We start from the raw sequence: 15,111 nt of genomic DNA, 5'->3' as shown, positions 1-15,111 counted from the left end.
ATAGAAATTAAAAATGAGCATTCTTTCCATTAATCCGGCTAACGGTAAATTAATCCGGTCCTACAAAGAAGATTCCGAAAAACAGGTTTCTTCAAAAATAGAAAAAGTACATTCTGCATGGCTAAAATGGAAAGACACCTCTTTTCCGGAACGTGCGGAACTGCTCAGGAACACTTCGGTTATCCTGTTAAAACGCAAGCTGGAGCTGGCTACATTGATGGCTAAAGAAATGGGGAAACCCATTGCTCCGGGAATTGCAGAGATTGAAAAATGTGCGGCTGTATGTGATTATTATGCAGCAAACGGAGCAGATTTCCTGAAGGACGAAACGATCAAAACAGAAGCATCAAAAAGCTATGTCAGTTTCCAGCCATTAGGTGTGGTACTGGCCGTAATGCCCTGGAATTTTCCTTTCTGGCAGCTGTTCCGCTTCCTGGCCCCGGCATTAATGGCGGGAAACGGAGCTTTGTTAAAACACGCTTCTAATGTAACCGGATGCGCCCTGGCCATTGAAGAAGTCATCCTGGAAGCCGGTTTCCCTAAAGATATTTTCCATGTACTGGTCATCAGCAGCAAACAGGTGAAACCGGTAATTGCCCATCCTTTGGTGAAGGCAGTTACCCTTACCGGAAGCACCGAAGCCGGAAAACAAGTGGCCCAGCAGGCAGGTTTTAATTTAAAAAAGACCGTTCTGGAACTGGGTGGAAGTGATCCTTATCTTGTTTTAGCAGATGCAGATCTGGAACAGGCCGCGGAAATCTGCATGCAAAGCCGGCTGATTAACAATGGACAAAGTTGTATCGCCGCCAAAAGGTTTATTCTTGTAAAAGAGATCGAAAAAGAATTTACGAGGATCTTTCTGGAGAAAATGCAATCCAAAGTAACCGGTGATCCTTTTGATGAGCTCACCGACCTTGGCCCTATGGCCAGGATAGACCTGAGGGATGAATTGTATCAGCAGGTAGAGGAAAATATTAAAGCCGGGGCGAAATGTATTCTCGGCGGAAAAATCCCCGGGCTTAAAGGTAAACACGCTTATTACACCCCTACCATATTAACCGGAATCAAAAAAGGAATGCCGGCTTACGAAGAAGAAATATTCGGACCGGTAGCCTTGATTTTTACAGCAAAAAATGAGGAAGAAGCCATCCGGATTGCCAACGACAGTCCCTTTGGTTTAGGAGCAGCGGTATTTACCGGTAATCAGCAACATGGGGAAGAGCTGGCAGCGAAACGGCTGAATGCAGGCTCTTGTTTTGTAAACTCACTCGTTAAGTCAGATCCGAGACTACCATTCGGAGGAATCAACCAATCTGGTTACGGGCGTGAGCTCAGCTCATTTGGAATCAGGGAATTTGTAAACATCAAAACAGTTTACCTCAAATAAAGACGGTTTAAATTTTATTCCAGCGGGGAACACAACTATATATTCCCTGATAAATTTGTAGTATCCTGGATTTCATTGTTGCAGGCAGGTCCTTGTTTTTGTCGTCATAGGTTACGTACCAGTGTACATGTAAAGCCTCTATATCCTCAATCATCATCTGGACCGGCCAGGAATTCTTACGTTCAATTTCACCAAACTGATAACCGTTCAGCAGATTCTCACGAAGGTCATCTGCAATATCTCCCGGGCTTGCCACAAGGCCCGGCTTTTCCGGTGGACCTGATTTATTAATATAAATCAACTCCACCCTGCCCTTCCTCAGGGCATAGACCAGATAAAGTCCATATTTGTTCCTGTCCACATTACAAACTTCCACCAAGCTATCCGTAGCCTGAAAAAAGAAATTCCCCTGTTTGTATTTGCTCAGTTCATCAAACATAGATTCCGCTCGTTTATATTAAGATTAGCATTTGGTTAGGCTTATCCTAATATAAAAAATTTGAACTCATATCGCAAATTAACTGAACCCGACTAAAGACCTTGACCAGATACTATTGGAATAAATTTTTACTTTATTCATTTTGGGAATTAAGAATTAATTTCCCTACCTTTCTTAAGATTAGTTCCCACTGATCTGTATGTTAGTTAATAGAGCTGGTTTTCCTATAAACCTGGAAGTAATCTATTATTCTATGATTTTAAACAAAGACAGCTTGATTGAGCGCATCGTAAGAACCAAAATTGGTATCAGCGAACTCTCCCGGATATTACATGTGAGCAGAACATCTATTTACAATTGGTTTGAGCAGGAATACCTCAGCATCGAGATCGTTTGTAAAATCGGGCATGCGATAGGCCATGATTTTGCAAATGAGTTTCCTGAGGAATTCGCTAAAGCCGAAAATAGGATTATGGCTGATCTGATCACAGGAAACCTTGATCAGCAGCAACATTACGACAATTCGGTTCAGTACTGGATGAGCAAATACATCACCTTGCTCGAGAAACACAATGATTTGCTGAGCCAGGTCAGCAATCAGCCAGGAGATATAGGAATTCCCGGCAAAATGATATCCGGTACAAAAAACACAGGACAGCATTTCTCGCCACTGACCCATTAGCAAGGTATTCAGATCAGGATGGCTGTTAAAAAACCCTTGGGCAGATCAATGCCCTTGGGACCCTGCCAAAGGCCAGGCCCATTGTCAACTCATGAGAGCCATTCTGATTGCTTCCCAGTTTACTGGTTACATGATCATAGGAATATCCGATTCTGAAGCGATCATTAACGAAGAACTGAAAGATCCCTGAAATGGAATTCTGTTTACTCAGAGAAAGGGCAGAACTTTGTTTTTTCCAGAGGTTAAAGCCCGTCCGCAAGGATGCTCCAACCCATATTTTATCATTAATGATGGCCATTGCATTCAGGTCTGCACTTGTCGGGCCTCTGAAATCCTCTTTAATTAAAATGCTGGGCCTGATCCTGAGGTCGGGAGAAAGGTTGATCAATCCACCTCCCATCAGGTAGGCATGACGGCTCCGGATAATGTTTAAATAAGCCGACTGGTTTCTGTTGCGGTTATCTTTTGGCCCGGAGAAGATATCCAGAGCAGAAACTCCTATATACCAGAAATCGGAATTATAGAATACACCAAAACGCATATCGGGAACGATATTGCTTTGGTTTCCTACCGGTACGGCCTCGTCTCCATTGTCGATGGTATGGAGTAACTGTCCCTTTAAACTGTATTGAGCAATCCCTACCCCCAGACCAAAGCTTAAACGTTCGGTATCCTCTCCGTTAAGTTGCAGGCGATAGGCGTAATTCGCTGTTGCAGAGGTGGCAGACTGTGCCCCGATTTTATCTGTGGTAATCTGCAGCCCCAGTCCCATTTTACGGTCTCTTGGATCCAGGATCCCATCAATAGAGGCTATTGCTGTTTGCGGAGCTCCTTCTACCCCCAGCCACTGTGCCCTCAGTCCCAGCTGTGCAAACCATTCTTCCTTATATCCGGCATATCCCGGGTTTATACTCAGGCTGTTGAATATATACTGGGAAAACTGAATATTCTGTTGTGCAACAGCCTGCCCTATTGAGCTGCAATAAATATAAACAAGTACTACTGTATATCTGATTAGCTTCATTGTTAAGTATTTTTGTTATCTTTTTATGAGCACCCAACTTCGGCGGGATTCTTCATGTCCTCCCTTTTTAAGTTTTATGACATAGAAATAGGTTCCTTCATTCAGGCCTTCCCCGCTCCATTCATCTTTATAATTTTTGTTCTTATAGACTTCATCACCCCAGCGGTTGAATATGGAAATCTCAATAGAATCATAGTTTTCTCTTCCTTTAATCTGAAAAGTATCATTCTTTCCATCTCCGTTAGGGGTAAAAGTATTCGGGATATCCAGATCCGGAGGAACAACATTAACGGTAACCACCGCCGTATTGGAATGCAGTCCATTGGCATCATTGATCTTATAGGTAAACCTTTCTATTCCCGAGTAACCTTTATTCGGATGATAAACCACTCTGCCATCTTTATTCAGTTGTAATCCCCCGTTTGCAGGCTGCGTTTTCACTTCTATCGTACTGACATCCAGCGGAAATAAACTTGCCCTGTCGTTGGCTGCAACCCGCACAACGACTTCCACATCTGCTTTGGTTGTGGCAAAATCATCAATCGCCTGCGGATACCTGATCACATCAACATCTGTAGGGTCGTCATTATTGGCATTTGTTCCTGAAATATCGGCAACCCTGCTGCCTGGACTATACTCCCCTGTTGCCGTTGCGGTATTCCTTACATTCCCGATCTTTTTTTCCGGCTCTGTAATGGTATAATTTGCAGTAACGGTTGTAGCTGCACCTGGTGAAAGTATCGTTGCATTAGAAACCAGAAGACCTGGTATTTTCGGATCCTTAAGCTCTAAATTCCTGAGGGTTACATTGCCTTTATTTGTAATCAGGAAGGTATAGGTGATTGTTTTTAAATCATTATTGAATACTCCTGTCTTTACCAGACGAATGATTGGATTCTGACGGATGGCCACCTCTGCAGAAGCCTGCACTGGTGAAGGAGATTCCGTTGATTGTACGGTAGCTATATTCTGCACTTTCCCCAGGTTTGCAAGCGGCACACCGTTATTGTCAAAATCAGATTGACTAAGGATGTAAGATGTGGTATAGATCCAGGATTCGCCCTTTTCCAGTATACCATTGCCATTATCGCCGGCAGGATTATGGAGACGGCCACCTGTTAAGGCATCATTAACCAACACCTGATGGTGATTGGCATTTCCTGTATTTTTGACTGTTATGGTGTAATTGATCCGATCTCCTACTGAGGAAACCAGATTCCGGTCGGCGGTTTTGATAATGGAAATTCCCAGACATACCGGAACATGAACCTTAATTTTAAAAGGTGTACCACTGCAGCCTCCGTTAAGGGCTCTTGGCGTTACGGTATAGATGACTTCCTGCGGGCTTGTTCCTGTATTGATCAACGTGGCATCGATCGAATTTCCAAAACCATTACGGGCGCCGGTCAGTGGAGAATTTACAGTCCAGGTAAAAGACGATGGCACTGCATTTCCTCCTTTTACGGTATTGTTGATGTTGCCGGTCTGCAGGTGATAAGTAAATGAAGACTGCGCACAGCTTAAAGTGTTCAATTCATCGTCAAATCCTCGTGGCACGGGGGTTACGGTTACTGTGGTTGCCGTTGAACTGGCACTGGTACAACCAGCCCTGCTTGTCACTTTTACGGTGTATACCCCAATCTCATTTACATCGTAAGTCTGGTGGATGGCATTTGGAATCAGAGTTCCATTTTTATACCATTGATTGCCGCTGGCAGACGAAGAGGTTAGTGTAACCATTCCCCCTTCGCAAAAGGTGGTTGTATTGGAGGGAGAAATACCTGGTGTTACAGGATATGGATTTTCGGTAACGGTAAGAGGTAAAGAAACCGGACTAATACATCCATTGGTATTGGTTACCGCAACGGTATAAATACCGGAAGCGCTTGCAGTATAGGTCTTGGCTATAGCGCCAGGAATAAGGATATTGTCTTTATACCATTGATTCCCTGTTGTTGCGGAAGAGGTTAACAGTACACTTCCGCCTTCGCAGAATGAGGTTTGGGTTGAAGCGGTAATAACGGGGACCTGAGGAAGCGGATTGACAGTCACGGTCAGGCTGGCTGAAACCGGACTTACACAACCTTTATCGGTAAAGCTTAGGGTATATTTTCCAGATTCTCTGACGGTATAGGTTTGATCAACTGCGCCTTGAATTAAGGTTCCATCTTTGTACCATTGGTTGCCATGAGTTTGGCTGGAACTTAAGATAACGCTACCGCCGACACAAAAGGTTGTTGGTCCTGAGGCTGATATCTGAGGAATCTGAGGGATCGGGTTAACGGTTACTTCTGTTTCTAAAGAGGCAGGGCTGCTACAGGTGTTTAGCGTAACGATCACTTTATATTTTCCGCTGGTATTGGCAAGGTAAGTTGGGTTCGTTGCACCTGGAATTAAGTTCCCGTCTTTGTACCACTGGTTGCCGGTAGCCGCTGAAGAAGTTAATATCACACTGCCTCCAAAACAGAACTCTGTAGAGGTGTTGGCAGTAATAGTTGGGGTTTCAGGAATCGGGTTAACGGTTACTTCTGTTTCTAAAGAAACAGGGCTGCTACAGGTGTTTAGCATAACAATCACCTTATATTTTCCGCTGGTATTGGCAAGGTAAGTTAGGTTTGTTGCACCTGGGATTAGGTTTCCGTCTTTGTACCACTGGTTGCCGGTGATTGATGAAGAAGTCAGCAACACACTACCTCCAAAACAGAATTCTGTAGAAGTACCGGCAGTAATGGTTGGTTTTTCAGGAATCGGGTTAACGGTTACTTCTGTTTCCAAAGAAACAGGGCTGATACAGGTGTTTAGCGTAACAATGACCTTATATTTTCCGCTGGTATTGGCAAGGTAAGTTAGGTTGGTTGCACCTGGAATTAAGTTCCCGTCTTTGTACCACTGGTTGCCGGTGGCTGATGAAGAAGTTAGCAACACACTACCTCCAAAACAGAATTCTGTAGAAGTACTGGCAGTAATGGTTGGTTTTTCAGGAATCGGGTTAACGGTTACTTCTGTTTCCAAAGAAGCCGGACTGATACAAGTGTTTAGCGTAACGATCACTTTATACTTTCCGCTGGTATTGGCAAGATAAGTTGGGTTAGTTGCACCTGGAATTAAGTTCCCGTCTTTGTACCACTGGTTGCCGGTAGCGGCCGAAGAAGTCAGCAGCACGCTGCCTCCAAAACAAAACTCTGTAGAAGTGCTGGCGGTAATGGTTGGAGTTTCAGGAATTGGGTTTACGGTTACTTCCGTCTCTAAAGAGGCTGGACTACTACAGCTGTTTAGCCTAACAATGACCTTATATTTTCCACTAACATTTGCAAGGTAAGTTGGGGTCGTTGCGCCTGGAATTAAGTTCCCGTCTTTGTACCACTGGTTGCCGGTGGCTGATGAAGAAGTTAGCAACACACTACCTCCAAAACAGAATTCTGTAGAAGTACTGGCGGTAATGGTTGGTTTTTCAGGAATCGGGTTAACGGTTACTTCTGTTTCCAAAGAAGCCGGACTGATACAAGTGTTTAGCGTAACGATCACTTTATACTTTCCGCTGGTATTGGCAAGATAAGTTGGGTTAGTTGCACCTGGAATTAAGTTCCCGTCTTTGTACCACTGGTTGCCGGTAGCGGCCGAAGATGTCAGCAGCACGCTGCCTCCAAAACAAAACTCTGTAGAAGTGCTGGCGGTAATGGTTGGAGTTTCAGGAATTGGGTTAACGGTTACTTCCGTCTCTAAAGAGGCTGGACTACTACAGCTGTTTAGCCTAACAATGACCTTATATTTTCCACTAACATTTGCAAGGTAAGTTGGGGTCGTTGCGCCTGGAATTAAGTTCCCGTCTTTGTACCACTGGTTGCCGGTGATTGATGAAGAAGTCAGCAACACACTACCTCCAAAACAGAATTCTGTAGAAGTACTGGCAGTAATGGTTGGCTTTTCCGGGATTGGGTTAACGGTTACATCTGTTTCTAAAGATACAGGGCTGCTACAGGTGTTTAGCGTAACGATCACTTTATACTTTCCGCTGGTATTGGCAAGATAAGTTGGGTTGGTTGCACCTGGAATTAAGTTCCCGTCTTTGTACCACTGGTTGCCGGTAGCCGCTGAAGAAGTCAGCAGTACGCTACCTCCAAAACAGAATTCTGTAGAAGTACTGGCGGTAATGGTTGGCTTTTCAGGGATTGGGTTAACGGTTACTTCTGTTTCTAAAGAGGCAGGGCTGCTACAGCTGTTTAGCGTAACGATCACTTTATATTTCCCGCTAGTATTGGCAAGGTAAGTTGGGTTGGTTGCACCTGGAATTAGGTTCCCGTCTTTGTACCACTGGTTGCCGGTGATTGATGAAGAAGTCAGCAACACACTACCTCCAAAACAGAATTCTGTAGAAGTACTGGCAGTAATGGTTGGCTTTTCCGGGATTGGGTTAACGGTTACATCTGTTTCTAAAGAGGCAGGGCTGCTACAGCTGTTTAGCGTAACAATAACCTTATATTTCCCGCTAGTATTGGCAAGGTAAGTTGGGTTGGTTGCACCTGGAATTAGGTTCCCGTCTTTGTACCACTGGTTGCCGGTAGCCGCTGAAGAAGTCAGCAGCACGTTACCTCCAAAACAGAATTCTGTAGAAGTACTGGCAGTAATAGTTGGCTTTTCCGGAATGGGATTAACCTTCACTTCTGTTTCCAAAGAAGCCGGACTGACACAAGTGTTTAGGGTAACGATCACTTTATATTTCCCGCTAGTATTGGCAAGGTAAGTTGGGTTGGTTACACCTGGAATTAGGTTCCCGTCTTTGTACCACTGGTTGCCGGTAGCTGCCGAAGAAGTCAGCAGCACGCTGCCTCCAAAACAGAACTCTGTAGGGGCGTTGGCAGTAATGGTTGGTTTTTCCGGAATTGGGTTAACGATTACTTCCGTCTCTAAAGAGGCTGGACTGCTACAGCTGTTTAGCGTAACAATCACTTTATATTTTCCGCTGGTATTAGCAAGGTAAGTTGGATTCGTTGCACCTGGAATTAAGTTCCCGTCTTTGTACCACTGGTTGCCAGTTATTGATGAAGAAGTTAGTAACACGCTGCCTCCAAAACAGAATTCCGTGGAAGTGCTGGCTGTAATGGTTGGCTTTTCAGGAATCGGGTTTACTTTTACTTCTGTTTCTAAAGATTCAGGACTAACGCAGCTGTTTAGTGTAACAACGACCTTATATTTTCCACTCGCATCAGCAAGGTAAGTTGGGTTCGTTGCACCTGAAATTAGGGTCCCGTCTTTGTACCACTGGTTGCCGGTAGCCGCTGAAGAAGTCAGCAACACGCTGCCTCCAAAACAGAATTCCGTGGAAGTGCTGGCTGTAATGGATGGCTTTTCAGGAATCGGGTTTACTTTTACTTCTTTTTCTAAAGATTCAGGACTAACGCAGCTGTTTAGTGTAACAACGACCTTATATTTTCCACTCGCATCAGCAAGGTAAGTTGGGTTCGTTGCACCTGAAATTAGGGTCCCGTCTTTGTACCACTGGTTGCCGGTAGCCGCTGAAGAAGTCAGCAACACGCTGCCTCCAAAACAGAATTCTGTAGAAGTACTGGCGCTGATAGTTGGCTTTTCAGGGATCGGATTTACTTTTACTTCTGTCTCCATAGAAGCTGGACTGATACAAGTGTTTAGCGTAACAATCACCTTATATTTTCCACTCGCATCAGCCGAGTAAGTTGGGTTCGTTGCACCTGGAATTAGGCTCCCGTTTTTATACCACTGGTTGCCGGTAGCTGCCGAGGAAGTTAGCAGCACGCTACCACCAAAACAAAACTCTGTAGAAGTGTTGGCTGTAATGGTTGGAGTTTCCGGAATTGGGTTAACCTTCACTTCTGTTTCTAAAGAGGCAGGGCTGCTACAGCTGTTTAGCGTAACGATCACTTTATATTTCCCGCTAGTATTGGCAAGGTAAGTTGGGTTGGTTGCACCTGGAATTAGGTTCCCGTCTTTGTACCACTGGTTGCCGCTAGCGGCCGAAGAAGTCAGCAGCACGCTGCCTCTAAAACAGAACTCTGTAGAAGTGCTGGCTGTAATGGTTGGAGTTTCCGGAATTGGGTTAACGATTACTTCCGCCTCTAAAGAGGCAGGGCTGCTACAAGTGTTTAGGGTAACGATCGCTTTATACTTTCCGCTGGTGTTAGCAAGGTAAATTGGGTTCGTTGCACCTGGAATTAGGTTCCCGTCTTTGTACCACTGGTTGCCGGTAGCCGCTGAAGAAGTCAGCAGCACATTACCACCAAAACAAAACTCTGTAGAAGTACTGGCAGTAATGATTGGTTTTTCAGGGATCGGGTTTACTGTTACTTCTGTTTCTAAAGATGCGGGACTAATGCAGCTGTTTAGTGTAACAATCACCTTATATTTTCCACTAACATTTGCAAGGTAAATTAGGTTCGTTGCACCTGGAATTAAGTTCCCGTCTTTGTACCACTGATTGCCGGTGGCTGATGAAGAAGTTAATAGCACACTACCTCCAAAACAGAACTCTGTAGAAGTGCTGGCAGTAATGGTTGGAGTTTCCGGAATTGGGTTAACGGTTACTTCTGTTTCTAAAGAGGCTGGACTAATACAAGTATTTAGCGTAACAATTACCTTATATTTTCCGCTGATATTGGCAAGGTAAGTTGGGTTCGTTGCACCTGGAATTAGGCTCCCGTTTTTATACCACTGGTTGCCGGTAGCCGCTGAAGAAGTTAATAGCACGCTACCACCAAAACAGAATTCTGTAGAAGTGCTAGTTGTAATGGTTGGTTTTTCAGGGATCGAGTTAACCTTCACTTCCGTGTCTAAAGATGCAGGACTGCTACAACTAATAAGGGTCACAATTACTTTATATTTTCCGCTGGCTTCTGCAAGGTAAGTTGGGTTTGTCGCACCCTGAATCAACTCTTCATCTTTGTACCATTGGTTGCCGGCAGCTGCTGAAGAAGTCAGCAGCACGCTGCCTCCAAAACAAAACTCTGTAGAAGTACTGGCGCTGATAGTTGGTTTTTCTGGAATCGGATTAACTTTTACTTCCGTTTCCAAAGATGCAGGACTGCTGCAACCAGCAAGGGTCACAATGACCTTATACTTTCCACTCGCATCTGCTAAATAGGTTGGATTGGTTGCGCCCTGAATCAACTCTTCATCTTTGTACCATTGGTTGCCGGCAGCTGCTGAAGAAGTCAGCAGCACGCTGCCTCCAAAACAAAACTCTGTAGAAGTACTGGCGCTGATAGTTGGTTTTTCTGGAATCGGATTAACTTTTACTTCCGTGTCCAAAGATGCAGGACTGCTGCAACCAACAAGGGTAACGATCACTTTATACTTTCCACTCGCATCTGCTAAATAGGTTGGATTGGTTGCGCCCCGAATCAACTCTTCATCTTTGTACCATTGGTTGCCGGCAGCTGCTGAAGAAGTCAGCAGCACGCTGCCTCCAAAACAAAACTCTGTAGAAGTACTGGTGCTGATAGTTGGTTTTTCTGGAATCGGGTTAACCTTCACTTCCGTGTCCAAAGATGCAGGACTGCTGCAACCAGCAAGGGTAACGATGACCTTATATTTTCCGCTGGCGTCTGCCAGGTAAGTTGGGTTCGTTGCGCCCTGAATCAACTCTTCATCTTTGTACCATTGGTTGCCATTCAAAGCTGAAGAAGTCAGCAGCACGCTGCCTCCAAAACAGAACTCCGTAGAGGCGCTCTCAGTAATGGTTGGTTTTTCAGGAATCGGATTAACCTTTACTTCTGTTTCTAAGGATGCAGGGCCACTGCAACCAACAAGGGTCACAATTACTTTATATTTTCCGCTCGCATCAGCCAGGTAAGTTGGATTGGTTGCACCCTGAATCAACTCTTCATCTTTATACCATTGGTTGCCATTCAAAGCTGAAGAAGTCAGCAGCACGCTGCCTCCAAAACAAAACTCTGTAGAAGTACTGGCGCTGATAGTTGGTTTTTCAGGGATCGGATTAACCTTTACTTCTGTGTCTAAAGATGCAGGACTGCTGCAACCAATAAGGGTAACGATTACTTTATATTTTCCGCTCGCATCAGCTAAATAGGTTGGATTGGTTGCGCCCTGAATCAACTCTTCATCTTTATACCATTGGTTGCCATTCAAAGCTGAAGAAGTCAGCAGCACGCTGCCTCCAAAACAAAACTCTGTAGAAGTACTGGCAGTAATAGTTGGTTTTTCAGGAATCGGATTAACCTTTACTTCTGTGTCTAAAGATGCAGGACTGCTGCAACCAATAAGGGTAACGATTACTTTATATTTTCCGCTCGCATCAGCCAGGTAAGTTGGATTGGTTGCACCCTGAATCAACTCTTCATCTTTATACCATTGGTTGCCATTCAAAGCTGAAGAAGTCAGCAGCACGCTGCCTCCAAAACAAAACTCTGTAGAAGTACTGGCAGTAATAGTTGGTTTTTCAGGAATCGGATTAACCTTTAGTTCTGTGTCTAAGGATGCAGGGCCACTGCAACCAACAAGGGTAACGATGACCTTATATTTTCCGCTCGCATCAGCCAGGTAAGTTGGATTGGTTGCACCCTGAATCAACTCTTCATCTTTATACCATTGGTTGCCATTCAAAGCTGAAGAACTCAGCAGTACGCTGCCTCCAAAACAAAACTCTGTAGAAGTACTGGCGCTGATAGTTGGTTTTTCTGGAATCGGATTAACTTTTACTTCCGTTTCCAAAGATGCAGGACTGCTGCAACCAACAAGGGTAACGATCACTTTATACTTTCCGCTGGTGTTAGCAAGGTAAATTGGGTTCGTTGCACCTGGAATTAGGTTCCCGTCTTTGTACCACTGGTTGCCGGTAGCCGCTGAAGAAGTCAGCAGCACATTACCACCAAAACAAAACTCTGTAGAAGTACTGGCAGTAATGATTGGTTTTTCAGGGATCGGGTTTACTGTTACTTCTGTTTCTAAAGATGCGGGACTAATGCAGCTGTTTAGTGTAACAATCACCTTATATTTTCCACTAACATTTGCAAGGTAAATTAGGTTCGTTGCACCTGGAATTAAGTTCCCGTCTTTGTACCACTGATTGCCGGTGGCTGATGAAGAAGTTAATAGCACACTACCTCCAAAACAGAACTCTGTAGAAGTGCTGGCAGTAATGGTTGGAGTTTCCGGAATTGGGTTAACGGTTACTTCTGTTTCTAAAGAGGCTGGACTAATACAAGTATTTAGCGTAACAATTACCTTATATTTTCCGCTGATATTGGCAAGGTAAGTTGGGTTCGTTGCACCTGGAATTAGGCTCCCGTTTTTATACCACTGGTTGCCGGTAGCCGCTGAAGAAGTCAGCAGCACGCTACCACCAAAACAAAACTCTGTAGAAGTGCTAGCTGTAATGGTTGGTTTTTCAGGGATCGGATTAACCTTCACTTCCGTGTCTAAAGATGCAGGACTGCTACAACTAATAAGGGTCACAATTACTTTATATTTTCCGCTGGCTTCTGCAAGGTAAGTTGGGTTTGTCGCACCCTGAATCAACTCTTCATCTTTGTACCATTGGTTGCCGGCAGCTGCTGAAGAAGTCAGCAGCACGCTGCCTCCAAAACAAAACTCTGTAGAAGTACTGGCGCTGATAGTTGGTTTTTCTGGAATCGGATTAACTTTTACTTCCGTTTCCAAAGATGCAGGACTGCTGCAACCAGCAAGGGTCACAATGACCTTATACTTTCCACTCGCATCTGCTAAATAGGTTGGATTGGTTGCGCCCTGAATCAACTCTTCATCTTTGTACCATTGGTTGCCGGCAGCTGCTGAAGAAGTCAGCAGCACGCTGCCTCCAAAACAAAACTCTGTAGAAGTACTGGCGCTGATAGTTGGTTTTTCTGGAATCGGATTAACTTTTACTTCCGTGTCCAAAGATGCAGGACTGCTGCAACCAACAAGGGTAACGATCACTTTATACTTTCCACTCGCATCTGCTAAATAGGTTGGATTGGTTGCGCCCCGAATCAACTCTTCATCTTTGTACCATTGGTTGCCGGCAGCTGCTGAAGAAGTCAGCAGCACGCTGCCTCCAAAACAAAACTCTGTAGAAGTACTGGTGCTGATAGTTGGTTTTTCTGGAATCGGGTTAACCTTCACTTCCGTGTCCAAAGATGCAGGACTGCTGCAACCAGCAAGGGTAACGATGACCTTATATTTTCCGCTGGCGTCTGCCAGGTAAGTTGGGTTCGTTGCGCCCTGAATCAACTCTTCATCTTTGTACCATTGGTTGCCATTCAAAGCTGAAGAAGTCAGCAGCACGCCGCCTCCAAAACAGAACTCCGTAGAGGCGCTCTCAGTAATGGTTGGTTTTTCAGGAATCGGATTAACCTTTACTTCTGTTTCTAAGGATGCAGGGCCACTGCAACCAACAAGGGTCACAATTACTTTATATTTTCCGCTCGCATCAGCCAGGTAAGTTGGATTGGTTGCACCCTGAATCAACTCTTCATCTTTATACCATTGGTTGCCATTCAAAGCTGAAGAAGTCAGCAGCACGCTGCCTCCAAAACAAAACTCTGTAGAAGTACTGGCAGTAATAGTTGGTTTTTCAGGAATCGGATTAACCTTTACTTCTGTGTCTAAAGATGCAGGACTGCTGCAACCAATAAGGGTAACGATTACTTTATATTTTCCGCTCGCATCAGCCAGGTAAGTTGGATTGGTTGCACCCTGAATCAACTCTTCATCTTTATACCATTGGTTGCCATTCAAAGCTGAAGAAGTCAGCAGCACGCTGCCTCCAAAACAAAACTCTGTAGAAGTACTGGCGCTGATAGTTGGTTTTTCAGGAATCGGATTAACCTTTACTTCTGTTTCTAAGGATGCAGGGCCACTGCAACCAACAAGGGTCACAATTACTTTATATTTTCCGCTCGCATCAGCAAGGTATGTCGGATTGGTTGCACCCTGAATCAACTCCTCATCTTTGTACCATTGGTTACCGGTAGCTGCCGAAGAAGTCAGCAGCACGCTGCCGCCAAAACAGAATTCTGTAGAAGTACTGGCAGTAATGGTTGGTTTTTCTGGAATCGGGTTTACTTTTACTTCCGTTTCCAAAGATGCAGGACTGCTGCAACCTATAAGGGTCACAATCACTTTATATTTTCCGCTGGCTTCTGCAAGGTAAGTTGGGTTTGTCGCACCCTGAATCAACTCTTCATCTTTGTACCATTGGTTACCGGTAGCTGCAGAAGAAGTCAGCAGCACGATACCACCAAAACAGAATTCTGTAGAAGTGCTGGCCGTGATAGTTGGTTTTTCTGGAATCGGGTTTACTTTTACTTCCGTTTCCAAAGATGCAGGACTGCTACAACCAACAAGGGTAACAATTACTTTATATTTTCCGCTCGCATCAGCCAGGTAAGTTGGATTGGTTGCACCCTGGATCAACTCTTCATCTTTGTACCATTGGTTGCCGGCAGCTGCTGAAGAAGTCAGCAGCACGCTGCCTCCAAAACAGAACTCTGTAGACGTGCTGGCAGTAATGGTTGGTTTTTCTGGAATCGGGTTTACTTTTACTTCCGTTTCCAAAGATGCAGGACTGCTGCAACCTATAAGGGTCACAA

Annotated in this window: 5 protein-coding genes; 2 read left to right on the top strand and 3 right to left on the bottom strand. The window is 44.7% G+C overall.

The features are described 5' to 3' along the window. The first annotated feature begins 13 nt into the window (after positions 1-13). The gene (locus BFS30_RS20215; protein WP_069380949.1) at positions 14-1,387 is read left to right on the top strand and encodes an NAD-dependent succinate-semialdehyde dehydrogenase; all 1,374 of its coding nucleotides are present in this window, start codon (positions 14-16) and stop codon (positions 1,385-1,387) included. Positions 1,388-1,394: 7 nt separating this feature from the next. On the opposite strand, the gene BFS30_RS20210 is transcribed toward BFS30_RS20215, so the two are convergent. Beyond that, the gene (locus BFS30_RS20210; RefSeq protein WP_069380948.1) at positions 1,395-1,826 is read right to left on the bottom strand and encodes a hypothetical protein; all 432 of its coding nucleotides are present in this window, start codon (positions 1,824-1,826) and stop codon (positions 1,395-1,397) included. Between the two features lie 199 nt (positions 1,827-2,025). Between BFS30_RS20210 and BFS30_RS20205 the strand changes: the two genes are divergently transcribed. After that, positions 2,026-2,508: a hypothetical protein gene (locus BFS30_RS20205; RefSeq protein WP_069380947.1), complete on the top strand. Its 483-nt coding sequence runs from the start codon at positions 2,026-2,028 to the stop codon at positions 2,506-2,508. A gap of 25 nt (positions 2,509-2,533) precedes the next feature. Here BFS30_RS20205 and BFS30_RS20200 read toward each other — a convergent pair whose 3' ends face one another. Both BFS30_RS20200 and BFS30_RS20195 read right to left on the bottom strand, forming a co-directional pair. After that, positions 2,534-3,532 carry a type IX secretion system membrane protein PorP/SprF gene (locus BFS30_RS20200; RefSeq protein WP_069380946.1) on the bottom strand — a complete coding sequence of 333 codons (999 nt, stop codon included), beginning with the start codon at positions 3,530-3,532 and terminating at the stop codon, positions 2,534-2,536. Positions 3,533-3,547: 15 nt separating this feature from the next. Beyond that, positions 3,548-15,109, bottom strand: a complete 11,562-nt coding sequence (locus BFS30_RS20195; RefSeq protein WP_157262984.1) for a DUF7507 domain-containing protein — start codon at positions 15,107-15,109, stop codon at positions 3,548-3,550. Between the last annotated feature and the right edge of the window lie 2 nt (positions 15,110-15,111).

It is taken from the genome of Pedobacter steynii (assembly GCF_001721645.1).
GTDB classification, from domain to species: Bacteria; Bacteroidota; Bacteroidia; order Sphingobacteriales; family Sphingobacteriaceae; genus Pedobacter; species Pedobacter steynii_A.
The sequence above is the reverse complement of the archived record's forward strand: the minus strand, read 5'-3'. Positions and strand labels throughout refer to the sequence as shown.